The following is a 26,722-nucleotide window of genomic DNA, read 5'->3' on the forward strand; positions in this document are numbered from 1 at the left end:
TCCATGCGGTTCTACCTCCTCGTCGCACTCGTCTCGGCGGTCGTCAGCTTCGGCCTGAGCTGGGTGATCTACAAGCTCAGCCACCGCTACCGGCTGTACCCGAAGATCCGCGAGCGCGACGTGCACACCCGCCCCACCCCGCGGCTCGGCGGCATCGCCATGTTCCTCGGCGTGGTGGTGGCCATCGGTGTCGCCTCGCAGATCAGCTGGTTCCACCTGGTGTTCGCCGAACCGGGCAAGGTCTGGGCGATCCTCGGCGCCGCCTTCATCATCGTCGCGATCGGCGTCGCCGACGACATCTGGGACCTCGACTGGCTCACGAAGCTCGCCGGCCAGATCATCGCCGCAGGCCTCCTCGCCTGGCAGGGCGTGCAGATCGTCTCGCTGCCGATCGGTGGCCTCACCATCGGCTCGAGCGGCATGTCGCTGTTCATCACCATCCTCGCCGTGGTGCTCGTGATGAACGCAATCAACTTCATCGACGGGCTCGACGGGCTGGTGGCCGGGGTCGCCCTCATCGCGAACGGCGTCTTCTTCCTCTACAGCTACCTGCTGGCCCGCGACACCTCGCCCACCGACTACTTCAACCTCGCGTCGCTCATCACCGCTGTGCTCATCGGAGCCTGCGCGGGCTTCCTGCCGCTCAACTTCCACCCCGCGAAGCTGTTCATGGGCGATGCCGGTGCGCTCCTGGTGGGCCTGCTCATGGCCACCAGCGCCATCGCCGTCACCGGTCAGGTCGACCCGGCCCAGCTCGGCCGATCGCAGCTGTTCCCCGCGTTCCTGCCGATCCTGTTGCCCTTCGCCATCCTCGTCGTGCCACTGCTCGACTTCAGTCTCGCCGTCATCAGGCGCCTCCGAGCGGGCAAGAGCCCGTTCAGCGCCGACAGGAAGCACCTGCACCACCGCCTGCTCGACATGGGTCACTCGCACCTGCAGGCCGTGCTCATCTTCTACGGCTGGACGGCCGTCATCTCGGTGGGCTGCCTGCTGCTGTTCGTGCTGACGCCGTACTGGCTCGCCTTCATCTTCCTGGGGGTGGGCATCGTGGTGTGCGCCGCGTTCACGCTCGCCCCCCTCAGCCCCCTGAAGCGCCGCGAGATCGCTGCCCAGTCAGCCGATGCCGGTACCCTCGAAGCCGACCTCAAAGCCGGCGACGACCCGCTCGACGCGGCAGCCGACCCCATCAAGGAGCCCTGAGCCGTGACCGACCCCGTGATCAAAGGCAACTACCCGACCCCGAGCTCGAGCGGCATCTTCGCCACGATCCTCAAGTTCGACGCCCTGCTGGCCGCGGTCATCGCCGTGGTGGGAGGAGTGGTCGGCTACCTCGCCGACGGATGGACCGGAACGGTGAGCGCCCTCATCGGCACCGCCATGGTGCTGGTGTTCGCCGGCATCACCGCGGCGAGCATCCTCGTGGCCAACCGATTCACCGCGTCGCCGCTCTACACGACACTGTTCTTCGTCATCGTGCTGGGCTCGTGGATCGTGAAGTTCGTGCTGTTCATCGTGCTCGTGGTGCTGCTTCGCGGCCAGCCGTTCGTGAACGACCTCATCCTCTTCCTCAGCATCGTCGTGGCGGTCATTGGCACGCTGGTGGTCGACGTCGTGGTGGTGGCGAAGGGGCGCATGCCGTACGCGTCGGATGTGAAGCTCCCGGGCGGCCACTGAGAGCCTGCCGATTCGTCAGGAGCTCCCAACACTTGATAGGGTTAGGATGCACGTTCCGCCGACCGAAGTCGCCTTCAGCGTCCGGAGTTCGCACAACCCCCCACCGTTCGTCGTCGCGAGAACTCTGACCAGTTCCACGCCCCGAAACAGGAGATAGCGCTGATAGCTAACGCTGTGAACCTGCTAGCCCCGATGGCCACCTCCGATGACGGCGGTTTCCACGGCCCATCGATCGAGGAATTCTTCCCCGAGGTCATCTTCTTCGCTGGCACGCCGTTCGAGATCAACAGGATCATCCTCATCCGCTTCCTGGCGGTGCTGGCCATCGTCCTCATCTTCTGGATCGGCACCCGCCGCATGAAGGTGGTTCCGGGTCGCTTCCAGTCGGTCGTCGAGATGGGCCTCGACTTCGCCCGGGTGAACATCGCCGAAGACCTGCTGGGCAAGAAGGACGGTCGTCGCTTCCTGCCGCTCATCACCACGATCTTCTTCATGGTGCTGTTCATGAACATCACAGGTATCATCCCGTTCCTGAACATCGCCGGTACCTCGGTCATCGGTGTGCCGCTCGTGCTCGCCGTCGTGGCCTGGTTCGCGTTCATCTACGCCGGTCTCAAGAAGCACCCGGGGGCGTTCTTCAAAAACGCGCTGTTCCCGCCCGGGGTGCCGTGGCCCCTCTACATCATCGTCACGCCGATCGAGCTGGTCTCCACCTTCGTGCTCCGGCCCATCACGCTGACGCTCCGACTCCTCATGAACATGGTCGTGGGCCACCTCCTCCTGGTGCTCTTCTTCGCGGCCACCCAGTTCTTCTTCTTCACCGCGGGCGGCTTCTGGTCGCTGTTCGGCGTGGGCACCCTGGCCTTCGGCTTCGTCTTCACGCTGTTCGAGATCCTGGTGGCCGTGCTCCAGGCCTATGTCTTCGCCCTGCTCACCACCGTCTACATCCAGCTCGCGCTGGCTGAGGAACACTAAGCGGTTCCAGGCGTCCGCCTGAACCACCATCACGAAAGGGAACACAACGTGGCAGATGTATCGATCCTCGCTGAGGTCACCGGCAACGTCGCGACCATGGGCTACGGCCTCGCAGCGATCGGCCCCGCCATCGGCGTGGGCATCGTGGTCGGCAAGACCATCGAGGGTGTCGCCCGGCAGCCCGAGCTCGCCGGCCGTCTCCAGGTGCTGATGTACATCGGTATCGCGTTCACCGAGGCGCTTGCGTTCATCGGTATCGCTACCTACTTCATCTTCACCAACTAGTAGCCCGCTTCGATCGATAAGGAGGCTGGAATGCTTCAGGCAGTTCTGGCTGCGACCGAGGGCGAATCGACGAACCCGCTCATCCCGGCTCCGTACGACATCATCTGGTCGTTCGTGTGCTTCGTCGTCATCCTCTTCTTCTTCTGGAGGCTCGTGCTGCCTCGCATGAAGAAGCTCCTCGACGAGCGTGCCGCCGCGATCGAGGGGAACATCGAGAAGGCCGACATCGCTCAGCGCGAAGCGGAGGCCGCTCTTCAGCAGTACACCGCTCAGCTGGCCGAGGCGCGCGCCGAGGCCGCGAAGATCCGCGAGCAGGCCCGTGTCGACGCCCAGCGCATCGGCGCCGACATCCAGGCGCAGGCGCAGAGCGACGCCGAGCGCGTGAAGGCCAACGCCCAGGTGGCGATCGAGGCAGACCGTCAGGCAGCCCTCGTCTCGCTCCGCTCCGAGGTCGGCACGCTGGCGATCGACCTGGCCTCCGGCGTGATCGGGGAGTCCCTCTCCGACGACGCCAAGGCCACGGCCCTCGTCGACCGGTTCCTCGCCGACCTCGAGGCTGACACCTCAGGAAAGAAGTAACACGATGGGAAGCGCGACCAGAGTAGCCCTCGGTGACGCCAGAGACCGCCTCGCGGCTCTGGGCTCCCAGGTCGATCTGGCCACGGGAGAAGAGCTCTTCGCCGCTGGTCGGATCATCGGTGATTCGTCGCACCTGCTCGGAGCCCTCTCCGACCCCGGAGCCGAGCCGGCCGCCAAGGCCGCGCTCGTCTCCCGGCTGTTCGGCCCCTCGTACTCGGCCGTCACGGTGGGTCTGCTCGAGACGGTGGCCACCAGCCGCTGGTCGACGCAGAGCGACCTGCTCGCCGGCATCGAGGAGATCGGCATCCGCGCCGTGGCGAGCTCGGCTCCGGCTGGTCTCGCCATCGACTCGGAGCTGTTCGAGTTCGCGCGCGCTGTCTCCGGCGACGCCGAGCTCGAGCTGGCCCTCGGGTCGAAGCTCGGCTCGACCGACCAGAAGCGCGCGCTCGTCGAGCGTCTGCTCGGAGGCCGCTTCTCGGCGCAGACGGTCGCCATCGTGCGTCAGCTCATCACCCAGCCCCGTGGCCGCCGCATCGGTGAGCTGCTCCGCTTCGCCTCGAGCGTCGTCGCCGACCAGTCCGGCTCCGCCGTCGCCACGGTCACCACTGCGGCTCCAATCAGCGCGGCCCAGCGCGGGCGGCTCGAGTCGGCCCTCGCGGGCCAGTACGGCCGTGCGGTGCAGGTGAACCAGATCGTCGACCCGTCCGTGGTCGGCGGTGTGCGCATCCAGATCGGCGACGACGTCATCGACGGCAGTGTCGCCACCCGCATCAACGATTTGAGACTTCAGCTCGCCGGCTGATCGGCGCGCACAGGAACACACTGGGGGCATACCCCATCAGAAAAGGGAAAACGATGGCTGAACTTACGATCCGCCCCGATGAGATCCGCGACGCTCTCAAAGACTTCGTCGCGGCGTACGAGCCCGGCAAGGCGGCGACCACCGAGGTGGGCTACGTCGTCGACGCCGCCGACGGCATCGCGCACGTCGAAGGACTCCCCGGTGTGATGGCCAACGAGCTCATCCGCTTCGCCGACGGCACCCTGGGCCTTGCCCAGAACCTCGACGAGGACGAGATCGGTGTCGTGGTGCTCGGTGAGTTCACCGGCATCGAGGAGGGCCAGGAGGTCACTCGCACCGGCGAGGTGCTGTCGGTGCCCGTCGGCGACGGCTACCTCGGCCGCGTGGTCGACCCGCTCGGCAACCCGATCGACGGCCTCGGCGACATCGCAGCGGAGGGCCGCCGCGAGCTCGAGCTCCAGGCCCCCGGCGTCATGCAGCGCAAGTCGGTGCACGAGCCGCTGCAGACCGGCATCAAGGCGATCGACGCCATGATCCCCGTCGGCCGCGGTCAGCGCCAGCTCATCATCGGCGACCGCCAGACGGGCAAGACCGCCATCGCGATCGACACCATCATCAACCAGAAGGCTAACTGGGAGTCGGGCGACGTCAACAAGCAGGTGCGTTGCATCTACGTGGCGATCGGCCAGAAGGGCTCGACCATCGCCTCGGTGAAGGGCGCCCTCGAAGACGCCGGAGCGATGGAGTACACCACCATCGTCGCCTCCCCGGCCTCCGACCCCGCCGGCTTCAAGTACCTCGCCCCCTACACCGGCTCGGCCATCGGCCAGCACTGGATGTACGGCGGCAAGCACGTCCTCATCATCTTCGACGACCTGTCGAAGCAGGCCGAGGCCTACCGCGCCGTGTCGCTGCTGCTGCGTCGCCCGCCGGGACGCGAGGCGTACCCCGGCGATGTGTTCTACCTGCACTCGCGTCTGCTCGAGCGTTGCGCCAAGCTCTCCGACGAGCTGGGCGCCGGCTCGATGACCGGCCTCCCGATCATCGAGACCAAGGCCAACGACGTCTCGGCGTACATCCCCACGAACGTGATCTCCATCACCGACGGCCAGATCTTCCTCCAGTCCGACCTGTTCAACGCCAACCAGCGCCCCGCTGTCGACGTCGGCATCTCGGTCTCGCGAGTCGGTGGCGACGCCCAGGTGAAGTCGATCAAGTCGGTCTCGGGAACGCTCAAGCTCGAGCTCGCCCAGTACCGCTCGCTCGAGGCCTTCGCGATGTTCGCCTCCGACCTCGACGCCGCCTCGCGTCGTCAGCTCGCCCGCGGCGCCCGCCTCACTGAGCTGCTGAAGCAGCCGCAGTACTCCCCGTTCCCGGTCGAGCAGCAGGTCGTCTCGATCTGGGCCGGCACGAAGGGCAAGCTCGACGAGGTGCCGGTCGAAGACATCCTGCGCTTCGAGGCCGAGCTGCTCGACTACATCGGCCGCACCACCGACATCCTCACCACCCTCCGCGAGACCAACAAGCTCGACGACGACACCGTCGCCGCGCTCGACAAGGCGGTCGACCAGTTCAAGCTCGAGTTCCAGACGGGTGAGGGCAAGCCGCTCGCCTCGGTGGGCAAGGAGCAGTTCGACGCCACCGCCAAGGAAGACGTCGGCCAGGAGAAGATCGTCAAGGGTCGCCGCTAGAGATGGGTGCTCAGCTCAGGGTCTACCGGCAGAAGATCAAGTCTGCCCAGACGACCAAGAAGATCACGAGGGCGATGGAGCTCATCTCCGCCTCGCGCATCCAGAAGGCGCAGCAGCGCGTGGCCGCCTCGGCCCCGTACTCGCGCGCCATCACCCGTGCGGTCTCGGCGGTCGCGACGTACTCGAACGTCGATCACCCGCTCACCAGCGAGCGCGAGAAGCTCGACACCGCGGCGATCGTCATCTTCACCTCCGACCGCGGTCTCGCGGGCGCTTTCTCGTCCTCCATCCTCAAGGAGGCCGAGCAGCTCGCCGAGCTCCTGCGGAGCGAGGGCAAGAAGGTCGTGTACTACCTCGTCGGTCGCAAGGCGGTCGGGTACTTCAGCTTCCGTAAGCGCGCCTCGGTGGCCTCGTGGACGGGCGGCACCGACCAGCCCGTGTTCGAGACGGCCAAGGAGATCGCGGATGCTGTGGTCGAGGCCTACAACCTCGACGACCAGGAGGGTGGCGTCGACGAGATCCACCTCGTCTACAACCGCTTCGTGAGCATGGTGACCCAGGTTCCCGAGGTCGTGCGTCTGCTCCCGCTCGAGATCGTCGAGGGCGCAGCGCCCGAGGCCTCGTCGAACGAGGTCTACCCGCTCTACGAGTTCGAGCCCGACGCCGAGACGGTGCTCGACAAGCTGCTGCCCATCTACGTCGAGAGCCGCATCTTCAACGCGATGCTGCAGTCGGCGGCCGCCGAGCACGCCGCGCGCCAGAAGGCGATGAAGTCGGCGAGCGACAACGCCGACAACCTCATCCGCGACTACACGCGTCTTGCCAACAACGCGCGTCAGAGCGAGATCACGCAGCAGATTTCCGAAATCGTGGGCGGCGCCGACGCGCTCAGCTCCGCCAAGTAGTCATCGAAGAAAAGAGAAGCACAATGACTGACACTGCTATCGCGCCAGTCCCGGCCGCCGAGGCGCCCAGCGGCGTCGGCCGAATTGCGCGCGTCACGGGGCCCGTGGTCGACATCGAGTTCCCCCATGACTCGATCCCCGAGGTCTACAACGCCCTGAAGACCACGATCACCATCGGCGACACCGCCACCGAGATCACGCTCGAGGTCGCTCAGCACCTCGGCGACGACCTCGTGCGCGCCATCGCCCTGAAGCCTACGGACGGTCTCGTGCGCGGCCAGGAGGTGCGCGACACCGGCGCTGCCATCTCGGTGCCCGTCGGCGACGTCACCAAGGGCAAGGTCTTCAACGTCATCGGTGAGGTGCTCAACGCCGAGCCCGGCGAGACCATCGAGATCACCGAGCGCTGGCCCATCCACCGCAAGCCCCCGGCGTTCGACCAGCTCGAGTCGAAGACCAACCTGTTCGAGACCGGCATCAAGTCGATCGACCTCCTCACCCCGTACGTGCAGGGTGGAAAGATCGGCCTGTTCGGTGGTGCGGGCGTCGGCAAGACCGTCCTCATCCAAGAGATGATCCAGCGCGTGGCGCAGGACCACGGTGGTGTGTCGGTGTTCGCCGGTGTCGGCGAGCGCACCCGTGAGGGCAACGACCTCATCCACGAGATGGAGGAGGCGGGCGTCTTCGACAAGACCGCGCTCGTCTTCGGCCAGATGGACGAGCCGCCGGGAACGCGTCTTCGCGTCGCCCTGTCGGCTCTGACCATGGCGGAGTACTTCCGCGACGTGCAGAACCAGGACGTGCTGCTGTTCATCGACAACATCTTCCGCTTCACGCAGGCGGGCTCCGAGGTGTCGACGCTGCTCGGCCGCATGCCCTCCGCGGTGGGCTACCAGCCGAACCTCGCCGACGAGATGGGTGTGCTCCAGGAGCGCATCACCTCGACCCGTGGTCACTCGATCACCTCGCTCCAGGCGATCTACGTGCCTGCCGACGACTACACCGACCCGGCTCCGGCGACCACCTTCGCCCACCTCGACGCCACCACCGAGCTCTCGCGTGAGATCGCGTCGAAGGGTCTCTACCCGGCGATCGACCCGCTCACCTCGACCTCGCGCATCATGGACCCGCGCTACTTGGGCGCCGACCACTACCGCGTGGCGACGAGCGTGAAGCAGATCCTGCAGAAGAACAAGGAGCTGCAGGAGATCATCGCCATCCTCGGTGTCGACGAGCTCTCCGAGGAAGACAAGATCACCGTGGCCCGCGCCCGGCGCATCCAGCAGTTCCTCTCGCAGAACACCTACATGGCGAAGAAGTTCACCGGTGTCGAGGGCTCGACCGTTCCGCTCAAGGAGACCATCGAGTCGTTCGACGCGATCGTCAAGGGCGAGTTCGACTCGGTCGCCGAGCAGGCCTTCTTCAACGTCGGTGGCATCTCCGACGTCGAGGAGAAGTGGGCGCAGATCCAGAAGGAGAACGGCTGATCATGGCGAAGAACCTCAGCGTCAGCGTCGTCTCGGCCGATCAGCAGATCTGGGCCGGCGACGCGACGATGGTGATCGCCAAGACGGTCGAGGGCGAGATCGGCATCCTGGCCGGTCACGAGCCGCTGCTCGCCATCCTCTCGGCGGGCGAGGTGCGGGTGAACGCCGCCAGCGGTGAGCGACTCGTCGTTCGCGCCGACGACGGGTTCCTCTCCGTGGAGAACGACACAGTCACGATCGTCGCTCGCGACGCCGAGCTGATCAAGTAGCCGTCAAGACACCCGACCGCCGCACCCGCTCCTCGGAGCCGGGTGCGGCGGTCTTTCTTCGTGAAAGGGGATGCGCGTGCTCGTGCTGCTGCCACCCTCCGAGACCAAACGCGACGGGGGAGAGGGCGCGCCGCTCGACTTCGCGGCGCTGTCGCACCCGGCGCTGACGCGGGTGCGGAAGCCGCTGGTGCGTCGGGTCGCGACGCTCGCCCGCACCCCCGACGAGATGATGCAGCGGCTGAAGCTCGGCCCGAAGCTCGCCTTCGAGGTGGAGCGTAACCGCCTCGTCACGAAGAGCGCGACCATGCCCGCGATGGACCGCTACACGGGGGTGCTGTACGAAGCCCTCGACGCTCCCGCTCTCGATCCCGCGGCGCGCGCTTTCGCGGCCGAGCACGTGCGAATCCATTCGGCCCTGTTCGGGCTGGTCGGCGCCGGAGACCCGGTCCCCGCTTACCGTCTCTCCCACGACTCGCGGCTCGACGCGCCCTCGATCAAGACGGTGTGGGCCGAGGCCGTCTCGAAGGAGCTGCTCGCCCATCGCGACGAGCTGGTGCTCGACCTGCGCTCGGAGGCCTACGTGCACCTCGGCCCGGTTCCACCCGCGGCCTCGCGCACTTACTTCCTCCGGGTCGTGACGACCGGCGACGACGGCGTGCGGCGTGCGCTCAACCACTTCAACAAGAAGGGCAAGGGCGAGCTCGTGCGTGCCCTCGTGCAGCACGGCGTCGACTTCGCCGACGTCGACGAGCTGATCGCCTGGGGGGCCGCGAGCGGTCACCGCCTCTCGCTCGCGGCCGACGGCGAGCTCGTTCTCGAGGTCTGACCCGCGACCGCCTTCACAGGAGGTGGGGGATGCGCTCGTGGTGCAGCAGCCACGACTTGGTGCGCGTGCCGTCGGCCCAGCTCCACCCCGTGACTCGGCCGGCAGCCGAGAGCACCCGGTGGCAGCCGACGAGCAGGGGAGTGGGGTTCGAGGCGATCGCTCCGCCCACGGCCCTGCCCGAACCCGCGCGCCCCACCGTCGCCGCGATCGCCCCGTAGCTCGTGCAGTGACCCCAGGGGATCGCCGCGAGCACCCGCCATACCTGCAGTTGGAACGGCGTGCCGTAGTGGGCGATGGGCACCGTGAAACGGCGCCTCGTGCCCTGGAAGTAGTCGAGCAACTGCGCGATGGCCTCATCGGCCACCGCCGTCGAGTCGAACGCCAGACCGTCGTGCGGGAGCATGCCGTTGTGCTCGAGGCCCACGCCGGTGATGCTCTCCCCGTCGCTCATCACCTCGACCCGGCCGATGGGCGTGCTGCAGCGCTGCAGATAGGGAGAGGCCGAGCGGATCTGCGTCAGTGTGTCCATGGGCGCGACGCTACGCACAGCGCGGTCGCCCTGAACCCGACCGGTGCGCGCCTGTGGACAGGGGCGCGCATCCGCTCGCCTGTGCAGAACAGACCGCCCCGCAGCTCGCGGCTACACTCGTTCTCGTGCCTACACGCCTCTCGAACTACTTCCTCCGTACGCTCCGCGAAGACCCCTCCGACGCCGAGGTGACCAGCCACCGCCTCCTCGTGCGGGCCGGCTACATCCGCCGACAGGCACCGGGGATCTTCGCGTGGCTGCCGCTGGGGCTGCGCGTGAAGGCGAAGATCGAGGCGATCATCCGGGAGGAGATGGCTGCCGCCGGCGCCTTCGAGGTGCACTTCCCCGCCCTGCTGCCGAAGGAGCCCTACGAGGCAACCGGCCGCTACGTCGAGTACGGCCCCGGCATGTTCCGGCTGAACGACCGGAAGGACGCCGGCTTCGTGCTCGCGCCCACGCACGAAGAGGTCTTCACCCTGCTCGTGAAAGACCTGTACTCGAGCTACAAAGACCTGCCGCTGTCGATCTATCAGATCCAGGACAAGTACCGCGACGAGGCGCGCCCCCGCGCGGGCCTCCTGCGCGGCCGTGAGTTCACGATGAAGGACGCCTACTCCTTCGACTACACGGATGCGGGGCTCGACGCCTCCTACCAGGCCCAGCGAGACGCCTACGAGCGCATCTTCACCCGCCTCGGCCTCGAGTACGTCATCGTGAAGGCCGACGCGGGCGCGATGGGCGGCTCCAAGAGCGAGGAGTTCCTGCACCCCACCCCCGTCGGCGAAGACACCTTCGTGCGCTCGGCCGGGGGCTACGCGGCGAACGTCGAGGCCTACACGACCGTGCCGCCCGAGCCCCGCTCCTTCGACGGGCTCACCCCCGCCGAGGTGCTCGACACCCCCGACACCCCCACCATCCAGACGCTCGTCGACAGGGCCAACGAGGCGCACCCCAGGCCCGACGGCCGCGCCTGGACTGCAGCCGACACGCTGAAGAACGTGGTGCTGGCGCTCACGAACCTCGACGGGTCGCGCGAACTCGTCGTCGTCGGGCTCCCCGGCGACCGCGAGGTCGACGTCAAGCGCGCCGAGGTGGCCTTCGCCCCCGCCGAGATCGAGGCGGCCACCGAGGCCGACTTCGCCAAACACCCGGGACTCGTGAAGGGCTACATCGGGCCCTGGTCGGCCGACGGTGCGGTGCTCGGCGAGGAGTCGAGCACGGGCATCCGCTACGTCGTCGACCCCCGCGTGGTGGACGGCACCGGGTGGATCACGGGCGCCAACGAGCACGGCAAGCACGTGTTCGGCCTGGTCGCCGGGCGCGACTTCACCTCCGACGGGATCGTCGAGGTGGCCGAGGTGCGGGCGGGCGACCCCGCCCCCGACGGTTCGGGCCCGGTCGAGCTCGCCCGCGGCATGGAGATCGGTCACGTCTTCCAGCTCGGCCGCAAATACGCCGAGGCCCTGGGGCTCAAGGTGCTCGACGAGAACGGCAAGCTGGTGACGGTCACCATGGGCTCGTACGGAATCGGTGTCACGCGCATCCTGGCCATCATCGCCGAGCTGAACAACGACGAGAAGGGTCTCGTCTGGCCGGCCTCGGTCGCACCGTTCGACGTGCACGTGATCGCCACCGGCCGCGACGCCGAGGTCTACCAGGCCGCGGAGTCGGTGGTCGCCGACCTCGAGGCGAAGGGCCTCGAGGTTCTCTACGACGACCGCCCCAAGGTCTCGCCCGGTGTGAAGTTCGGCGACGCCGAGCTCATCGGTGTGCCGATGATCGTGATCGTGGGGCGCGGGGTCGCCGAGGGTCAGGTCGAGCTCTGGAACCGGGCGACGGGGGAGCGCACGAGCGTCGCCCTGGATGACGTCGCGGCGAGCTTCGGGTAATCTAGACGTTTGACTGCCGGAGACTTCGGCGTCCAGATCTGAACAGAGGAGGCCGGAAGTGGACATCGACCTCAGCGTCTTACGTCTCCTGGAGCGTGAACGAGAGATCCCCTTCGAGGAACTGGTGGTGATCATCGAGCAGGCCATCCTCACGGCGTACCTGAAGCACACCGACCGACCCGCCTCCTTCGACGACGGCACCCCGTCGGCGCGTGTGCACCTCGACCGCAAGTCGGGCCACATCAGCGTGTTCGTACCCGAGATCGACGACGACGGGGTGGTGATCGGCGAGGCGGAGGAGAACCCGAGCGACTTCGGTCGCATCGCCGCCTTCGCCGCCAAGCAGGTCATCAACCAGCGCCTTCGCGACATCGGCGACGACAAGGTGCTCGGCGAGTTCAAGGGGCGCGAGGGCGACATCGTCGCGGGCGTCATCCAGCAGGGTCCGAACCCGAAGATGGTGCACGTCGACCTCGGCACGATCGAGGCGATCATGCCGCCCGAGGAACAGGTGCCCGGCGAGGAGTACGCGCACGGTTCGCGCATCCGCGTCTACGTCACGAGTGTCGCCAAGGGCCCGAAGGGCCCGTCGATCACCGTGTCGCGCACGCACCCGTCACTCGTGCGCAAGCTGTTCGCGCTCGAGGTTCCCGAGATCGCCTCAGGGGTCGTCGAGATCGTGTCGCTCGCCCGTGAGGCGGGTCACCGCACCAAGATCGCGGTGCGGGCGACCGAGCCCGGTGTGAACGCCAAGGGCGCCTGCATCGGCGAGCTGGGCCAGCGCGTGCGTGCGGTCACCTCCGAGCTCGGCAGCGAGAAGATCGACATCGTCGACTACTCCGACGACCTGCCCACCTTCGTCGCCAACGCGCTCTCGCCCGCCAAGGTGTCGAGCGCCTTCGTCATCGACGCGAACACCAAGGCCGTGCGCGCCCTGGTTCCCGACTACCAGCTCTCCCTCGCCATCGGCAAGGAGGGCCAGAACGCTCGACTCGCGGCGAAGCTCACGGGCGCGAAGATCGACATCCAGCCCGATTCCATTTTGGATGAGGACTGATCGGGCTGGATGCCGATTTTCGCGCCGAGCAGACGACGCATCGCGTCGGCTACTCGGTGGAATGTGAAGCATCCAGCCCGATTCCATCCTCGACGAGGACTGATCGCAGAGTTCCGGATGCTCGGTGCGGCCGGGTCGGTCGGCGAGCGTTCAGCGAATATGGAGTACGATGGAACCCGTTAGAACGTGCGTGGGGTGCCGCGCGCGCGCCAGCCGGTCCTCCTTGCTGAGGGTCGTGGCCAGGGCCGAAGGCCCGACAGGGCTTGAACTGGTCGTCGACGAGACGGCCACTCTTCCCGGCCGTGGCGCGTGGCTCCACCCTTCACCCGAATGCTTTCGTGCCGCGGTCACGCGGCGGGCTTTCGGGCGCGCACTCCGTGTCGAGGGAACCCTCGGCACGTCGACAGTAGAGAACAGGCTGAACGGCACCGTGAACCCATGAGTGGCAACTGATGAGCGGCTCGAAATGAGATCCGTCCGCAACTAACGCCTGCCCTGTCCGGGGCGGGCCCCAGACAGGAGAATTGTGGCTGCAAAACCACGCGTACATGAAGTCGCCGCCGAGCTCGGCGTCGACAGCAAGGTCGCCCTCGCGACCCTGAAGGAGATGGGCCAGTTCGTCAAGGGCCCGTCCTCGAGCATCGAGCCGCCCGTGGCTCGACGCCTCAAAGAAGCTCTGATCAAGGCCGGCGCCGCCTCAGGTGGCGACTCTGCCGCAGCCGCGGCTCCCGCCGCGCCCCGGTCGAACGCGCCCCGCCCGGGCGCCCGCCCCGGTGCGCCGACCCCCTCGAGCGCACGCCCCGGTGCTCCGGCACCGCAGGCGCCGACGGCTCCCGCGGCTGCGGCCGCCTCGACCCCGGCCGCTCCGGCGGAGTCGGCGGCTCCCGCCGCTCCCGCTCCCGCGGCCCCCTCGGCTCCCGCGCCGGCGGCTCCCGCGGCCCCCGCGGCGCAGGCCCCGTCGACTCCGTCGTCGTCGACCCCCGCTCCGGGTGCCGGCGGCAGTGCAGCGCCCCGTCCGGGTGCCCCGCGCCCCGGCATCCCGCGCCCGGGAAACAACCCGTTCGCGAGCCAGCAGGGCATGCAGCGCCCCGGCGCCCCGCGCCCCGGCAACAACCCCTTCGCGAGCCAGCAGGGCATGGGCCGCAGCGGCAGCGGTGGTGGCGCGAACGGCGCCATCCCGCGTCCGGGCGCTCCTCGCCCCGGCGCTCCGCGTCCGGGTGCTCCCCGTCCCGGCGCCCCGCGCCCGGGCGCACCTCGCCCCGGCGCGGCCGGTGGCTTCCGTCCCGGTGCCCCGCAGGGCGGCGGCGCTCGCCCGGCTCCCGGTTCGCCCGGGTTCCGCCCGGGTGGCGGCGCTCCCGGCGCCGGCGGCTTCTCGCGCCCCGGTGGTGGCGGTCGCGGCCGTGGCCCCGGCGGTGGTACCGCGGGTGCCTTCGGTCGCGGTGGCGGCAAGAGCAAGGCGCGCAAGTCGAAGCGGACGAAGAGGGCCGAGTTCGAGCTGAGGGAAGCCCCGTCGCTCGGCGGCGTGAGCGTTCCCCGCGGCGACGGTTCCACCGTCATCCGTCTTCGTCGTGGTGCCTCCATCACCGACTTCGCCGACAAGATCGACGCGAGCCCCGGCAACCTGGTGACCGTGCTGTTCCACCTCGGTGAGATGGCGACGGCGACCGAGTCGCTCGACGAGGCCACCTTCCAGGTGCTCGGCGAAGAGCTCGGCTACAAGATCCAGATGGTGTCGCCGGAAGACGAAGACCGCGAACTCCTCGAGGGCTTCGACATCGACCTCGACCAGGAGCTGGAAGACGAGACCGACGAAGACCTGGAGATCCGTCCCCCGGTCGTCACCGTCATGGGTCACGTCGACCACGGTAAGACGCGCCTGCTCGACGCGATCCGCAACGCCAACGTGGTCGCCGGTGAGGCGGGTGGCATCACCCAGCACATCGGTGCCTACCAGGTCGTCACCGAGCACGAGGGCATCGAGCGCCCGATCACCTTCATCGACACCCCGGGCCACGAGGCGTTCACCGCCATGCGTGCCCGCGGTGCGCAGGTGACCGACATCGCCATCCTCGTGGTCGCCGCAGACGACGGCATCATGCCGCAGACGATCGAGGCCTTGAACCACGCCCAGGCGGCCAACGTGCCGATCGTGGTCGCGGTCAACAAGGTCGACAAGGAAGACGCGAACCCGGCCAAGGTGCGCCAGCAGCTCACCGAGTACAATCTGGTCGCCGAGGAGTACGGCGGCGACGTCATGTTCGTCGACGTGTCGGCGCGCAACAACATCGGCATCCAGGAACTGCTCGACGCGGTGCTCCTCACCGCCGACGCCGGTCTCGACCTGCGGGCGAACCCGAACAAGGACGCACGCGGTGTGGCCATCGAGGCCAAGCTCGACAAGGGCCGCGGCGCCGTCGCGACCGTGCTCATCCAGTCGGGAACCCTCCACGTCGGAGACGCGATCGTGGCGGGCACCGCCTACGGCCGCGTGCGTGCGATGGTCGACGAGAACGGCGAGACCGTCACCGCGGCCACCCCGTCGCGTCCGGTTCAGGTGCAGGGTCTGTCGACCGTGCCCCGCGCCGGCGACACCTTCCTCGTCACCGAGGAAGACCGCACCGCCCGTCAGATCGCCGAGAAGCGCGAAGCAGCCGAGCGCAACGCGTCGCTCGCCAAGGCCCGCAAGCGCATCTCGCTCGAAGACTTCACCCGTGCCCTCGAAGAAGGCAAGGTCGAAGCCCTCAACCTCATCATCAAGGGTGACGTCTCCGGTGCCGTCGAGGCACTCGAGGAGTCGCTGCTCAAGATCGAGGTCGACGACTCGGTTCAGCTCCGCATCATCCACCGCGGTGTGGGTGCGGTCACCGAGTCCGACGTCAACCTGGCCACCGTCGACAACGCCATCATCATCGGGTTCAACGTGCGACCCGACACGAAGGCGCGCGAGCGTGCAGCCCGTGAGGGAGTGGACATCCGCTTCTACTCGGTCATCTACAACGCGCTCGACGACATCGAGTCGTCGCTCAAGGGCATGCTCAAGCCCGAGTTCGAAGAGGTGCAGTCGGGTGTCGCCGAGATCCGCGAGATCTTCCGCTCGTCGAAGTTCGGCAACATCGCCGGTGTCATCGTGCGGTCGGGAACGATCACGCGCAACGCCAAGGCCCGGGTCATCCGCGAGGGCGTCGTCGTCGGCGACAACCTCGCCATCGAGTCGCTGCGTCGCTTCAAGGACGACGTCACCGAGGTGCGCACGGACTTCGAAGCCGGTATCGGGCTCGGGAAGTTCAACGACATCCAGGTGGGCGATGAGATCGAGACCATCGAGATGAAAGAGAAGCCGCGGGTCTGACCTTCGGTCGGAATCCGAGGGGGATCTTCACTCCCCGCCTAGGGGTTGAGCGCAGCTCAAAGGCGGCGGGGAGCGAAGACCCCCCTCGGATTCCTTGCGTTCACCCCCGGCACGGTCGATGGTGATGTGAGTGTGAGAGAGAAGAGAGAGACATGGCTGATCCTCAGAGGGCTGCGAAGATGGCGGATCGGATCAAGGAGATCGTGGCGCGGAGGTTGGAGAAGGGGATCAAGGATCCCCGGCTCGGCTTCGTGACGATCACGGATGTGCGGGTGACGGGAGATCTGCAGCACGCGTCGATCTTCTACACCGTGTACGGCGACGAGAAGGAGCGGGCCGACTCGGCTGCGGCGCTGAAGTCGGCGACCGGGATGCTCCGCAGCGAGGTGGGCAAGAACATCACCGCGCGGCTCACGCCGTCGCTCGAGTTCATCGCCGACGCGCTGCCCGAGAACGCGAAGGTGCTCGACGACCTGCTCGCCGAGGCCCGCGCGCGCGACGCCCAGGTCGAAGGCCTCGCCAAGGGCGCCCAGTACGCCGGCGAAGCCGACCCCTACGTCAAGCCCAAGACCCTCGACGAAGACGACTGACGGTCGCCTCGACAGAGCACGAAGCGCCCCCTCCCGACCGCGGAGGAGGCGCTTCGTGCTCTCTCGACGGGCCGACGGCTACGGGAGGGCGTACAGGTCGTCGCCGACGGCAACGACGAGGCCGTCGGCGAGGAGTCCCTCGAGGGCGCGACCGAGGCGTGCCGCCTCGGGGAGTGCGGCGCGCAGCCGCTCGTGCCGCACGGGCCCGTCGACGGCGCGCAGCTCGCGCAGCACGACACCGCGCGCCTGCCGGTCGGAGCCCTCGTACTTCTTCTGCACGGGCCTGCGCGCGACCTCCGTCTCCGGGTAGCCGGCGGCGCGCCACGCGCACACCGACGCCAGCGGACAGCTCTCGCACTTCGGGGAGCGAGCCGTGCACACCAGCGCCCCGAGTTCCATCATCCCCGCGTTGAACCGCGCCGCGTCGTCGTCGGAGGCGGGCAGCAGGGCGGTCATCGCGGGCAGGTCTCTCCTCGCGTTGGGTGCCGGTGCATCCGGAAGCCCGTCGACCGCCCGCGCGATCACCCGGCGGATGTTCGTGTCGACGACCGGATGGCGCGAACCGAACGCGAACACGGCCACCGCACGCGCCGTGTAGTCGCCCACGCCCGGGAGATCGAGCAGCGCGTCGACGTCGTCGGGTACGGCGTTGTCGTGACGCTCGGCGATCGCGACGGCACAGGCGTGAAGTCGCAGGGCGCGGCGCGGATAGCCGAGCGACTCCCAGGCGCGCACCGCCTCGCCGGGGGGCTCCGCCGCGAGGTCGGCCGGCGTGGGCCAGCGTCGCAGCCACTCCTCGAGACGCGGGATGACCCGCACCACGGGCGTCTGCTGCAGCATGAACTCGCTCACCAGCGTGCCCCACGGCGGAAAGCCGGGCCGGCGCCACGGCAGATCGCGGGCGTGCACGGTGAACCAGTCGACCACGAGACGCGCGAACTCCTCGCGCGGTGCTGCGGATGCGGGCATCCTTCCACTGTAGGCGGCGGCAGCACCCGCCCCGCACGGTCGTACACTCGGAGCATGGTGCAACCGCCGACCCCCGAGTCCGACTTCGCCGACGCCCTGGTGGGGGAGATCCGGCACAACTACCGGCGCGGCCGGGTGATCGTCGGCGTCGACGGCGTCGAGGGCACGGCGCGCTTCGCCGACTCCCTGGCCGAGGCGTTCCGCCGCGACGGCGTCGACACCTTCAGGGCCTCCCTCGACGACTTCCAGAGGCCCAGGGTCGAGCGCGAGCTGCGGGGCGCCGACTCCGCCGCCGGCTACTACTTCGACCGCTACGACGACTCGACCCTGAAGCGGGTGCTCGTCGAGCCCTTCCGCCTGGGTGGCAGCGCCGGTTTCCAGACCGCGTCGTTCGACGCCGAGCGTGACACGGCTCGTGAGTCGCGCTGGCTCACCGCCCCCGCCGACGCCGTGCTCGTGCTCGACGGCCCTTTCCTGCAGCGGCCGGGCCTGCGCGGCCAGCTCAATTTCACTGCCTACCTCGAGACCCGCCGGTTCGGGTTGCCCGAGGTGGTCGCCGGTGCCGACGAGCTCTACCAGGCCGAGGCCGGGCCCCGCTTCGGGGCGAGCGCCATCATCGACGTGAACGACCCCGAGCGGCCGCGTCGGAGCTTCGCCGACTCCTGTTAGCGTTGCAGGCGTGAAAAACGCGACGAGCACGGCAAGCGGCATCCTGCTCGTCGACAAGACCGGCGGCATGACGAGCCATGACGTGGTCTCACGCACCCGGCGCCTCGCCGGCACCCGCAAGGTCGGGCACGCCGGCACCCTCGACCCGATGGCGACGGGCCTGCTCATCCTCGGCGTCAACAGCTCGACCCGCCTGCTCACCTACGTGGTCGGCCTCGACAAGGAGTACCTCGCCACCGTGCGGCTCGGCGTGGTCACCACCACCGACGACGCCGAGGGGGAAGCCCTCGGCGAACCCGCGGGCGACGGGCTCCTCGCCGGGGTGACGGATGCGCGCCTCGCCGCCGCCTTCGCCGGCCAGACCGGAGAGATCGAGCAGGTGCCGAGCTCGGTGAGCGCCATCAAGGTCGACGGCAAGCGGGCCTACGCGCGCGTGCGATCGGGGGAGGACGTCGTGCTCGCCGCGCGGCGCGTCACGATCGCCGAGATCGAGCTGCTGGGCGCTCCGCGCCGTGCGGTCGCCGACGACGGAACGCCCGGCACTGGTGCAGAGGTCGTCGACGTCGACGTGCGGGTGGTCTGCTCCTCGGGCACGTACATCCGCGCCATCGCGCGTGACGTCGGCGCCGCGCTCGGCGTCGGGGGGCACCTCACCGCGCTGCGACGCACGCGCATCGGGCCGTTCTCGGTCGACGATGCGCACTCCCTCGACGAGCTCGGCTCCGTCGTGGAGTCGGGCGCATCCGTACCGCTCATCGCCGCTGCGGCGGCCGCCGAGACGCTGTTCCCGGTCTGGCGGCTCGACGAGGCGCAGGCCGTCGCGCTCGGCCACGGGCAGCGGGTGGAGGCGCCGGAGGACGTGCGCGCCTCGGCTCAGGGCAGCACTCCCGTCGCGGCGATCGCTCCCGGTGGCGCCCTGCTCGGCCTCGTCGAGGTGACGGGCCGTACGGCCAAGAGCGTCGTCAACTTTCCGCCCGACGAACGCGAGGTGACGGCGTGATCGAGTGGTTCAGCTACACCCAGGTGGCCGTCGCCGTCGTCGCGGGGCTCCTCTGCGTCGTGCTCGGCCTCATCGGCAAGGTGCCGAACGACCTCACCATGGGCGCCACCGCACTCGTCGAGGTGCTGCTCGTGGTGCAGCTGGTCATGTCCCTCGTCGCCCCCGCGTTCGGCAACACACCGACGGGCGACCCGCTCGAGTTCTGGGTGTACCTCGTCTCGGCGGTGCTGCTGCCGCTCGCCGGGGGGTTCTGGGCGCTCATCGACCGCACCCGCTGGAGCACCGTGGTGCTCGGCGCGGTGTGCCTCGCCGTCGCCGTCATGGTGTACCGCATGAACGTCATCTGGTTCGTGCAGCTGGCCTGAGCCGGTGCCATAAACTCGTACTGCCATGACCAACGACACCCTCGCACCGCCTGCGCCCCGAACCCGTGCCCGCGGCGTGGGGCGGGTGCTCATCGTCGTCTACGCCATCCTCGCCCTCGGCGCGACCGGGCGCTCGGTGGTGGAGATCATCGGCAAGTTCGATCAGGCACCCTTCGCGTACACGCTCTCGGCGGTCGCCGCCGTCGTCTACATCGTCGCCACGATCGCGCTCATGGTCCCCGGCCCGGTCTGGTATCGCGTGGCCTGGGTCACCATCACCTTCGAGCTCGCCGGCGTGCTCACTGTCGGCACGCTCAGCCTCTTCCTGCCGGAGCTGTTCGCCAAGGCCTCGGTATGGTCGTGGTACGGCATGGGCTATCTGTTCATCCCGCTCGTGCTCCCCGTGCTCGGCATGCTCTGGCTGCGGCGCACCCGATGAAGACGTACTTCGACCTCTCGTCCGTCCCCGCCCCGCTCGGCCCCTCCGCGGTCACCATCGGCAAGTTCGACGGCGTGCACATCGGCCACCAGGCCGTCATCGGCGAGCTCATCGACGTGGCCAGGGCGCGCGGGCTGGAGTCGGTGGTCATCACCTTCGACCGGCATCCGCTCGCCCAGCTCGACCCGAAGGCCCGGCCCGACGTGCTGGTGAGCAACCAGCAGCGGCTCGAGCTGCTCGAGGCCACGGGCATCGACACCACCCTCTTCCTCGGCTTCGACGCCGCGTTCGCCTCGATGAGCCCGCGCGAGTTCGTCGAGCGGGTGCTGGTCGAGGTGTGCGGCGCGTCGGTGGTCATGGTGGGCGACGACTTCCGCTTCGGCGTCGACGGCAGCGGGAACGTCGGCACGCTCCGCGAATTGGGGGAGGAGTTCGGCTTCGACGTCGACCTCATTCCCGAGGTGAAGCCAGGCGACGCCCGCAAGGTGTCGTCGAGCTGGATCAGGCAGCTGCTCGCCGAGGGCGACGTCGCCCGTGCCGGCGAGTTCCTCGGCCGGGCGCCCGCGGTGCGCGGCGAGGTGGTGCACGGGGCCAAGCGCGGGCGCGAGCTGGGCTTCCCCACGGCGAACCTCTCGCCGGAGTCGGAGGGCATGATCCCCGCCGACGGCGTCTACGCCGGCTGGCTCACCGACGGCGACCGGCGCTACCCGGCAGCCGTGTCGGTGGGCAGCAACCCCACCTTCGACGGGGTGCCGCCGAAGCAGGTCGAGGCGTTCGTGCTCGACGAAGACCTCGACCTGTACGGGCACGTGGTCGAGGTGGCGTTCGTGGCGCGCATCAGGGGCATGGTGAAGTACACCGGCATCGACCCGCTGATCGATCAGATGAACCGCGATGTCGAGGGCGTGCGCGCCATCCTCCGTGCCGCAGACTGAGCGCCCGGGGCCACTCCGCCCGTCGCCGCTCTGGCGCGGCAGGGTGCTCGCCCTGTTCACCATCGTGTTCGTGGCGCTGAACCTCCGCACCGCCGTCGGGGCGCTCTCGCCCATCTTCGACCAGATCGACGACGACATCGCGCTCGGCAGCATCGGCATCGGGTTCCTCGGCCTGCTCCCGCCCGTCTGCTTCGGAGTCGTGGGCCTCGTCGCCCCCTTCCTGCAGCGCCGCTTCGGGCTTCAGCCCACCGTCATCGGCGCGATGGTGGTGCTCCTCGCCGGCCACCTGGTGCGGGCGAGCTCGGGCGACTACCTCGTGCTCGTGGTGGGGAGCACCCTCGCCTTCGCCGGCATGGGGGTGGCGAACATCCTGCTCCCGCCCCTCGTGCGCCGCTACTTCCCCGACCGCATCGGACTCCTCACCTCGGTCTACGCCACCGTCATGGCCATCGGCGCGACGGTGCCGCCGCTCGTCGCCGTGCCGGTCGCCGAGTCGGCGGGCTGGCGCACCTCGGTAGCGCTCTGGGCGGTGTTCGCCGCGCTGGCGCTCGCGCCGCTGGTGACGCTGACCGTGAGCGAACGGATGCACGCATCCGCCGACCGGACGCGTGCCGCCGCCGAGGCAGCGCAGGGCACCCGCCCCGCCGCCGCGCCGGGCGCCGCCCCCGCCGCGGGCGCCCCCGCGGCGGGCGCGCCTGCGGTCACCTTCGGCAGGATGGTGCGGTCGCCCATCGCCTGGTCGCTCATGCTCACCTTCGCGATCACCTCCATGAACGCCTACGCGATGTTCGCCTGGCTGCCGGAGATCCTCACCCAGGTGGCGGGTGTCGACCAGGCCACGGCGGGTCTCCTGCTCTCGCTGTTCTCGGTGATGGGGCTGCCCGCCTCGCTGTTCGTCCCCGTGCTCGCGACACGGCTCGGCTCGGTGGGGTCGCTGCTGACCGCCGGTGTGCTGTTCTACCTGGCGGGCTACGGAGGCCTGCTGCTCCTGCCTGGAGGGCCGCTCTGGCTCTGGGTGGCGTTCATCGGGCTCGGCCCGCTGCTGTTCCCGCTCTGCCTCGTGCTCATCAACCTGCGCACGCGCACGCCGCAGGGAACCGTCGCGCTGAGCTCCTTCGTGCAGAGCTTCGGCTACGTGCTGGGTGCGCTCGGCCCCCTGCTGCTCGCCGTGCTGCACGACCTCACGGGCGGCTGGACAGCCGCTCTCCTGGTGCTGATCGGCAGCGCCCTCGCCCTGTGGATCGCCGGTGCAGTGGTCGCGAAACCGCGGATGCTCGAAGACCAGTGGCACAATTGACGGGTGCGCCGTGAGGCGCCCCTGCGGCCGAGGTGCCGCGAGCGACGAGACAGACACGGAGGCGTCGTGACCATCGACAGAGCGGTCAACCCCGCACAACGCGCGCTCGAGGTGCTCGGTGACGATCTCACCGAGTCCACCCTCAAGCGCTACCTGGAGGGCATCCCCGGCGTCGACGCCGTGGGCCTCGAACAGCGGGCGGCCGGCCTCGGCACCCGCTCCATCAAGACCACGTCGAAGGCGTGGGCGCTCGACCGCATCATCGAGCTCATCGACCTCACCACGCTCGAGGGCGCCGACACGCCCGGCAAGGTGCGGTCGCTCGTGGCGAAGGCCCTGGTTCCGGATGCGTCAGACCCGAGCACCCCGCGGGTGGCGGCTGTCTGCGTGTACGGCGACATGGTGCCCTACGCCGTCGAGGCGCTCGGCTCGGCTCACGCCGGGGGCGGAGACGAGGGCATCAACGTCGCCGCCGTGGCCACCGCGTTCCCCTCCGGTCGGGCCTCGCTCGCGGTGAAACTCGCCGACACGGCCGACGCTGTGGCGGCGGGAGCCGACGAGATCGACATGGTCATCGACCGCGGGGCCTTCCTCGCGGGGCGCTACGGCGAGGTCTTCGACCAGATCGTGGCCGTGAAGGAGGCCTGTCAGCGGGCCGACGGCTCGTTCGCCCACCTCAAGGTCATCCTCGAGACCGGCGAACTGAACACCTACGACAACGTGCGCCGGGCATCCTGGCTCTCCATCCTCGCGGGCGGCGACTTCATCAAGACCTCCACCGGAAAGGTGGCGCCCGCCGCCACCCTTCCGGTGACGCTGCTCATGCTGGAGGTCGTGCGCGATTGGCACCGCCTCACCGGCGAGCAGATCGGTGTGAAGCCGGCCGGCGGCATCCGCTCGTCGAAAGACGCCATCAAGTACCTCGTCACCGTCGCCGAGACTGTGGGGGAGGAGTGGCTCGTGCCGCACCTGTTCCGGTTCGGGGCCTCCAGCCTCTTGAACGACGTGCTGCTGCAGCGGCAGAAGCTGCGCACCGGGCACTACTCCGGCGCCGACTACGTGACGATCGACTAGGAGCACGCAGATGTCATTCCTCGAATACGCACCCGCCCCCGAGTCGACGAAGATCCTCGACCTGAAGCCCGAGTACGGGCACTTCATCGGCGGAGAGTTCATCGCCGGGTCGGGCGAGACCTTCGCCACCATCTCGCCGGCCACCGAGAAGGTGATCGCCCGGGTCGCCGCGGGCGACTCAGGCGACGTCGACCGCGCGGTCGCTGCCGCACGCAGGGCCTACGACAAGACCTGGTCGAAGCTCTCGGGCCGCGACCGCGGCAAGTACCTCTTCCGCATCGCGCGGCTCGTGCAGGAGCGTGCCCGCGAGCTCGCCGTTGCCGAGTCGCTCGACAACGGCAAGCCCATCAAAGAGAGCCGCGACGTCGACGTTCCGCTCGTCGCCGCCTGGTTCTTCTACTACGCCGGCTGGGCCGACAAGCTCGATCATGCCGGCCTCGGGCCGAACCCTCGCGCGCTCGGAGTAGCGGCCCAGGTCATCCCTTGGAACTTCCCTCTGCTCATGCTCGCCTGGAAGATCGCGCCCGCCCTCGCCGCCGGTAACACGGTGGTGCTGAAGCCCGCCGAGACGACCCCGCTCACGGCGCTGCTGTTCGCTGAGATCCTGCAGCAGGCCGACCTCCCCGCTGGGGTCGTGAACATCGTCACGGGCGCGGGGGAGACGGGCCGTGCGCTCGTCAACCACCCCGACGTGAACAAGGTCGCCTTCACCGGGTCGACGGCCGTGGGCCGTGAGATCGCCCGCTCCACCGCGGGCACCGGCAAGAAGCTCACCCTCGAGCTCGGCGGCAAGGCGGCGAACATCGTCTTCGACGACGCGCCCATCGACCAGGCGGTCGAGGGCATCGTGAACGGCATCTTCTTCAACCAGGGGCACGTCTGCTGCGCCGGGTCGCGTCTGCTCGTGCAGGAGTCGATCCAGGACGACGTCGTGGAACGCCTGAAGGCCCGCCTCTCGACGCTGCGCGTCGGCGACCCGCTCGACAAGAACACCGACGTGGGGGCGATCAACAGCGCGGAGCAGCTGGCGCGCATCCGTGAGCTCTCCGAGATCGGCGAGGCCGAGGGCGCCGAGCGCTGGAGCCCGGCCTGCGAGCTGCCCGAGAACGGGTTCTGGTTCGCGCCCACCATCTTCACCAACGTCTCGACCTCGCACCGCATCGCGCGCGAGGAGATCTTCGGCCCGGTGCTGTCGGTGCTCACCTTCCGCACCCCGGCCGAGGCCATCGCCAAGGCCAACAACACGCCCTACGGGCTCTCGGCCGGCATCTGGAGCGATAAGGGCTCGCGCATCCTCGCCGTCGCCGACAAGCTGCGCGCCGGGGTCGTCTGGGCCAACACCTTCAACCGCTTCGACCCGGCGTCGCCCTTCGGCGGCTACAAGGAGTCGGGCTACGGGCGCGAGGGTGGCCGCCACGGCCTCGCCGCGTACCTCAAGCCAGGGCTCGCCGCCGACCGCAAGGGAGGGCTCGCATGAGCGCGCACATCAGCATTCCGAAGACCTACAAGCTATTCGTGAACGGCGCGTTCCCGCGCAGCGAGTCGGGTCGGGTGTACGAGGTCGTGTCGGCCAAGGGTGCGTTCCTCGCCAACGCGGCGAAGGCCTCGCGGAAGGATGCGCGCGACGCCGTCGTTGCCGCCCGCGCCGCCGTCTCCGGCTGGGCCGGTGCCACGGCCTACAACCGTGGGCAGGTGCTGTACCGGGTGGCAGAGGTGCTCGAGGGCCGTCGCGCCCAGTTCGAGGACGAGATCGTGAAGCAGGAGGGCGTGTCGGGCGGTGCCGCCCGCGCCCAGGTCGACGAGGCCATCGACCGCTGGGTCTGGTACGCCGGTTGGGCCGACAAGTTCGCGCAGGTGGCGGGCAACGCCAACCCCGTCGCCGGGCCCTACTTCAACATCTCGGTGCCCGAGCCGACGGGTGTCGTCGCCATCGTCGCGCCGCAGGACTCGGCGCTCCTCGGGCTCGTCAGCGTGATAGCGCCGGCGCTGGTGCCGGGGAACGCCGTCGTCGTGGTGGCGAGCGAGAAGCATCCGCTCTCGGCCATCACCCTCGCCGAGGTGCTCGCCACCAGCGACTTCCCGAAGGGTGTCGTGAACGTGCTCACCGGCTCGCCCGCCGAGATCGCCCCGTGGCTCGCCGCCCACGCCGACGTCAACGCGCTCGACCTCACGGGAGCCGCCGACCTCGACTGGGTCGACCTCGAGATCGCCGCCGCCGAGACACTCACGCGCGTGCTCCCGCCCGAGCAGGGCCCCGACGCCGCCGCCCCCACCTTCGGCCGCATCACCGCCTTCACCGAGACCAAGACCGTCTGGCACACCAAGAGCCTCCTGTAGAGCCCGGCCCTCCACCCGCGACAGAGCGCGAAGTGCCCCCTCGCCCCGCCTGAGGCGGCACTTCGTGCCCTCTCGTGGGTGCGGCCAGGGCGCGACCAGCTCGAGACGCGTCGGCGACGGGGCGCAAAGTGCCGCTTCCCGACGCGTGAGGCGGCACTACGCGCCCTCTCGGCGGGAGTGCTACTCGGGGGCGACGATCTCGAAGGGGCGGGCGGCGGTGGCGCAGCTGCCGGTGCCGGTGTCGTCGCAGGGGACGTAGGTCCAGTTGGCGACGTCGACGTAGGCCTGCCCGGGCGGGAGATCGGCGGGGAGGTCGATCGTGAGCTCGAACGAGCCGTCGAAGGGCTGCGTGGTGGTGCGGGTGAGCACGGGGTCGCCGCCGTCTCCGAGGGTGACGACGACCTCCCAGCCCCCGTCGGGTACCTCGACGCCGCACGGGTCTGGCGCCGAGATCGTGATCGAGGCACCCGCCACCGCCGGGGAGGGCGCGACCTCGAGCCCGGGAAGACACGAGTCGCCGCCGCGGAGGAACGTGCATCCGCTGAGCCCCACGACCACGGCCAGCGTCATGACGACGCCCGCCCCGCGCATCCACCCCATGCCGCCACGGTACCCGCCCCTGCACTTTCTTGCGGACGAAGTCCGACAGAAGTCGCGTTCGGACGGACTTTGTCCGTAGCAAGTGCGGAGGGAGCCTGAGGCGGGGGGACGGTGCGGGAGGGGGCGAGGG

The 26,722-nt window shown here is 69.1% G+C and carries 28 protein-coding genes; 25 read left to right on the forward strand and 3 right to left on the reverse strand.

Annotated features, from left to right (window positions below):
* Nucleotides 1–3 precede the first annotated feature (3 nt).
* From ABFY20_RS08715 to ABFY20_RS08765, 11 genes are all read left to right on the forward strand, one after another.
* Entirely contained in the window at nt 4–1,200 is a 1,197-nt protein-coding gene (locus ABFY20_RS08715; protein WP_368499543.1) for an MraY family glycosyltransferase, read from the forward strand.
* 3 nt (nt 1,201–1,203) lie between these two features.
* A complete protein-coding gene (locus tag ABFY20_RS08720; protein ID WP_368499544.1) occupies nt 1,204–1,674 on the forward strand; it encodes a hypothetical protein in 471 nt (156 codons plus the stop codon).
* Nucleotides 1,675–1,866: 192 nt separating this feature from the next.
* On the forward strand, nt 1,867–2,649 hold the full coding sequence (atpB, locus tag ABFY20_RS08725) for a F0F1 ATP synthase subunit A (RefSeq protein ID WP_368499545.1): 783 nt from the start codon (nt 1,867–1,869) through the stop codon (nt 2,647–2,649).
* A 48-nt stretch (nt 2,650–2,697) separates the two neighbouring features.
* Entirely contained in the window at nt 2,698–2,934 is a 237-nt protein-coding gene (atpE, locus tag ABFY20_RS08730; RefSeq protein ID WP_269909045.1) for an ATP synthase F0 subunit C, read from the forward strand.
* A gap of 30 nt (nt 2,935–2,964) precedes the next feature.
* Complete coding sequence (locus tag ABFY20_RS08735) at nt 2,965–3,513, forward strand: F0F1 ATP synthase subunit B (RefSeq protein WP_368499546.1); 549 nt, start codon at nt 2,965–2,967, stop codon at nt 3,511–3,513.
* A 4-nt stretch (nt 3,514–3,517) separates the two neighbouring features.
* The gene (locus ABFY20_RS08740) at nt 3,518–4,315 is read left to right on the forward strand and encodes a F0F1 ATP synthase subunit delta (RefSeq protein WP_368499547.1); all 798 of its coding nucleotides are present in this window, start codon (nt 3,518–3,520) and stop codon (nt 4,313–4,315) included.
* Between the two features lie 53 nt (nt 4,316–4,368).
* Nucleotides 4,369–6,006 carry a F0F1 ATP synthase subunit alpha gene (atpA, locus tag ABFY20_RS08745; protein ID WP_368499548.1) on the forward strand — a complete coding sequence of 546 codons (1,638 nt, stop codon included), beginning with the start codon at nt 4,369–4,371 and terminating at the stop codon, nt 6,004–6,006.
* A 2-nt stretch (nt 6,007–6,008) separates the two neighbouring features.
* Complete coding sequence (locus ABFY20_RS08750; protein ID WP_368499549.1) at nt 6,009–6,911, forward strand: F0F1 ATP synthase subunit gamma; 903 nt, start codon at nt 6,009–6,011, stop codon at nt 6,909–6,911.
* 23 nt (nt 6,912–6,934) lie between these two features.
* The gene (gene atpD, locus ABFY20_RS08755; RefSeq protein ID WP_368499550.1) at nt 6,935–8,398 is read left to right on the forward strand and encodes a F0F1 ATP synthase subunit beta; all 1,464 of its coding nucleotides are present in this window, start codon (nt 6,935–6,937) and stop codon (nt 8,396–8,398) included.
* 2 nt (nt 8,399–8,400) lie between these two features.
* A complete protein-coding gene (locus ABFY20_RS08760) occupies nt 8,401–8,667 on the forward strand; it encodes a F0F1 ATP synthase subunit epsilon (RefSeq protein ID WP_368499551.1) in 267 nt (88 codons plus the stop codon).
* A 76-nt stretch (nt 8,668–8,743) separates the two neighbouring features.
* Nucleotides 8,744–9,493, forward strand: a complete 750-nt coding sequence (locus ABFY20_RS08765) for a YaaA family protein (protein ID WP_368499552.1) — start codon at nt 8,744–8,746, stop codon at nt 9,491–9,493.
* 13 nt (nt 9,494–9,506) lie between these two features.
* Here the strand turns inward: ABFY20_RS08765 and ABFY20_RS08770 are convergent, their stop codons facing one another.
* Nucleotides 9,507–10,022 (reverse strand): methylated-DNA--[protein]-cysteine S-methyltransferase, encoded by a 516-nt coding sequence (locus tag ABFY20_RS08770; RefSeq protein ID WP_368499553.1) that lies wholly within the window; start codon nt 10,020–10,022, stop codon nt 9,507–9,509.
* A 125-nt stretch (nt 10,023–10,147) separates the two neighbouring features.
* Between ABFY20_RS08770 and ABFY20_RS08775 the strand changes: the two genes are divergently transcribed.
* From ABFY20_RS08775 to rbfA, 5 genes are all read left to right on the forward strand, one after another.
* Nucleotides 10,148–11,911, forward strand: a complete 1,764-nt coding sequence (locus ABFY20_RS08775) for a proline--tRNA ligase (protein WP_368499554.1) — start codon at nt 10,148–10,150, stop codon at nt 11,909–11,911.
* A gap of 58 nt (nt 11,912–11,969) precedes the next feature.
* Entirely contained in the window at nt 11,970–12,968 is a 999-nt protein-coding gene (gene nusA, locus ABFY20_RS08780) for a transcription termination factor NusA (protein WP_368499555.1), read from the forward strand.
* 169 nt (nt 12,969–13,137) lie between these two features.
* Nucleotides 13,138–13,410 carry a YlxR family protein gene (locus ABFY20_RS08785; protein WP_368499556.1) on the forward strand — a complete coding sequence of 91 codons (273 nt, stop codon included), beginning with the start codon at nt 13,138–13,140 and terminating at the stop codon, nt 13,408–13,410.
* 84 nt (nt 13,411–13,494) lie between these two features.
* A complete protein-coding gene (gene infB, locus ABFY20_RS08790) occupies nt 13,495–16,317 on the forward strand; it encodes a translation initiation factor IF-2 (protein WP_368499557.1) in 2,823 nt (940 codons plus the stop codon).
* 152 nt (nt 16,318–16,469) lie between these two features.
* Nucleotides 16,470–16,907, forward strand: a complete 438-nt coding sequence (gene rbfA / locus ABFY20_RS08795) for a 30S ribosome-binding factor RbfA (protein ID WP_368499558.1) — start codon at nt 16,470–16,472, stop codon at nt 16,905–16,907.
* Nucleotides 16,908–16,985: 78 nt separating this feature from the next.
* Here the strand turns inward: rbfA and ABFY20_RS08800 are convergent, their stop codons facing one another.
* Complete coding sequence (locus ABFY20_RS08800; protein ID WP_368499559.1) at nt 16,986–17,876, reverse strand: A/G-specific adenine glycosylase; 891 nt, start codon at nt 17,874–17,876, stop codon at nt 16,986–16,988.
* 54 nt (nt 17,877–17,930) lie between these two features.
* Here ABFY20_RS08800 and ABFY20_RS08805 point away from each other — a divergent pair, with 54 nt between their 5' ends.
* The 9 genes from ABFY20_RS08805 to ABFY20_RS08845 all read left to right on the forward strand — a co-directional run bounded on the left by ABFY20_RS08805 (nt 17,931) and on the right by ABFY20_RS08845 (nt 25,992).
* Nucleotides 17,931–18,545: a hypothetical protein gene (locus ABFY20_RS08805; protein WP_368499560.1), complete on the forward strand. Its 615-nt coding sequence runs from the start codon at nt 17,931–17,933 to the stop codon at nt 18,543–18,545.
* A gap of 10 nt (nt 18,546–18,555) precedes the next feature.
* Nucleotides 18,556–19,545 carry a tRNA pseudouridine(55) synthase TruB gene (gene truB, locus ABFY20_RS08810; RefSeq protein WP_368499562.1) on the forward strand — a complete coding sequence of 330 codons (990 nt, stop codon included), beginning with the start codon at nt 18,556–18,558 and terminating at the stop codon, nt 19,543–19,545.
* Nucleotides 19,542–19,910, forward strand: coding sequence for a hypothetical protein (locus ABFY20_RS08815; protein WP_368499563.1), 369 nt, complete (start codon nt 19,542–19,544; stop codon nt 19,908–19,910). Before truB ends, ABFY20_RS08815 begins: the two co-directional genes overlap by 4 nt.
* Nucleotides 19,911–19,935: 25 nt before the next feature.
* Nucleotides 19,936–20,349 (forward strand): hypothetical protein, encoded by a 414-nt coding sequence (locus ABFY20_RS08820; protein WP_368499564.1) that lies wholly within the window; start codon nt 19,936–19,938, stop codon nt 20,347–20,349.
* A complete protein-coding gene (locus tag ABFY20_RS08825) occupies nt 20,346–21,284 on the forward strand; it encodes a bifunctional riboflavin kinase/FAD synthetase (protein ID WP_368499565.1) in 939 nt (312 codons plus the stop codon). Before ABFY20_RS08820 ends, ABFY20_RS08825 begins: the two co-directional genes overlap by 4 nt.
* Entirely contained in the window at nt 21,271–22,581 is a 1,311-nt protein-coding gene (locus tag ABFY20_RS08830; protein WP_368499566.1) for a CynX/NimT family MFS transporter, read from the forward strand. Before ABFY20_RS08825 ends, ABFY20_RS08830 begins: the two co-directional genes overlap by 14 nt.
* A gap of 66 nt (nt 22,582–22,647) precedes the next feature.
* Nucleotides 22,648–23,655, forward strand: coding sequence for a deoxyribose-phosphate aldolase (gene deoC, locus ABFY20_RS08835; protein ID WP_368499567.1), 1,008 nt, complete (start codon nt 22,648–22,650; stop codon nt 23,653–23,655).
* A gap of 10 nt (nt 23,656–23,665) precedes the next feature.
* Entirely contained in the window at nt 23,666–25,132 is a 1,467-nt protein-coding gene (locus ABFY20_RS08840) for an aldehyde dehydrogenase family protein (RefSeq protein WP_368499568.1), read from the forward strand.
* Complete coding sequence (locus ABFY20_RS08845; RefSeq protein ID WP_368499569.1) at nt 25,129–25,992, forward strand: aldehyde dehydrogenase family protein; 864 nt, start codon at nt 25,129–25,131, stop codon at nt 25,990–25,992. The genes ABFY20_RS08840 and ABFY20_RS08845 overlap by 4 nt, the downstream gene beginning before the upstream one ends.
* Nucleotides 25,993–26,172: 180 nt before the next feature.
* Here ABFY20_RS08845 and ABFY20_RS08850 read toward each other — a convergent pair whose 3' ends face one another.
* On the reverse strand, nt 26,173–26,592 hold the full coding sequence (locus ABFY20_RS08850; RefSeq protein ID WP_368499570.1) for a hypothetical protein: 420 nt from the start codon (nt 26,590–26,592) through the stop codon (nt 26,173–26,175).
* Nucleotides 26,593–26,722: the final 130 nt, after the last annotated feature.

This window comes from Herbiconiux sp. A18JL235 (assembly GCF_040939305.1).
In the GTDB taxonomy this organism is placed as follows: Bacteria; Actinomycetota; Actinomycetes; order Actinomycetales; family Microbacteriaceae; genus Herbiconiux.

Bases quoted from the DNA above. Each gene is read 5' to 3' on its own strand.
- ABFY20_RS08750 (WP_368499549.1), top strand. From the start codon at position 6,009: ATGGGTGCTCAGCTCAGGGTCTACCGGCAGAAGATCAAGTCTGCCCAG.
- ABFY20_RS08785 (WP_368499556.1), top strand. From the start codon at position 13,138: ATGGAACCCGTTAGAACGTGCGTGGGGTGCCGCGCGCGCGCCAGCCGG.
- ABFY20_RS08715 (WP_368499543.1), top strand. From the start codon at position 4: ATGCGGTTCTACCTCCTCGTCGCACTCGTCTCGGCGGTCGTCAGCTTC.
- ABFY20_RS08840 (WP_368499568.1), top strand. From the start codon at position 23,666: ATGTCATTCCTCGAATACGCACCCGCCCCCGAGTCGACGAAGATCCTC.
- ABFY20_RS08820 (WP_368499564.1), top strand. From the start codon at position 19,936: ATGACCAACGACACCCTCGCACCGCCTGCGCCCCGAACCCGTGCCCGC.
- ABFY20_RS08825 (WP_368499565.1), top strand. From the start codon at position 20,346: ATGAAGACGTACTTCGACCTCTCGTCCGTCCCCGCCCCGCTCGGCCCC.
- atpD (WP_368499550.1), top strand. From the start codon at position 6,935: ATGACTGACACTGCTATCGCGCCAGTCCCGGCCGCCGAGGCGCCCAGC.
- ABFY20_RS08735 (WP_368499546.1), top strand. From the start codon at position 2,965: ATGCTTCAGGCAGTTCTGGCTGCGACCGAGGGCGAATCGACGAACCCG.
- ABFY20_RS08845 (WP_368499569.1), top strand. From the start codon at position 25,129: ATGAGCGCGCACATCAGCATTCCGAAGACCTACAAGCTATTCGTGAAC.
- ABFY20_RS08850 (WP_368499570.1), bottom strand. From the start codon at position 26,592: ATGGGGTGGATGCGCGGGGCGGGCGTCGTCATGACGCTGGCCGTGGTC.
- atpA (WP_368499548.1), top strand. From the start codon at position 4,369: ATGGCTGAACTTACGATCCGCCCCGATGAGATCCGCGACGCTCTCAAA.
- ABFY20_RS08770 (WP_368499553.1), bottom strand. From the start codon at position 10,022: ATGGACACACTGACGCAGATCCGCTCGGCCTCTCCCTATCTGCAGCGC.
- ABFY20_RS08805 (WP_368499560.1), top strand. From the start codon at position 17,931: ATGGTGCAACCGCCGACCCCCGAGTCCGACTTCGCCGACGCCCTGGTG.
- ABFY20_RS08760 (WP_368499551.1), top strand. From the start codon at position 8,401: ATGGCGAAGAACCTCAGCGTCAGCGTCGTCTCGGCCGATCAGCAGATC.
- ABFY20_RS08800 (WP_368499559.1), bottom strand. From the start codon at position 17,876: ATGCCCGCATCCGCAGCACCGCGCGAGGAGTTCGCGCGTCTCGTGGTC.
- ABFY20_RS08740 (WP_368499547.1), top strand. From the start codon at position 3,518: ATGGGAAGCGCGACCAGAGTAGCCCTCGGTGACGCCAGAGACCGCCTC.
- atpB (WP_368499545.1), top strand. From the start codon at position 1,867: ATGGCCACCTCCGATGACGGCGGTTTCCACGGCCCATCGATCGAGGAA.
- rbfA (WP_368499558.1), top strand. From the start codon at position 16,470: ATGGCTGATCCTCAGAGGGCTGCGAAGATGGCGGATCGGATCAAGGAG.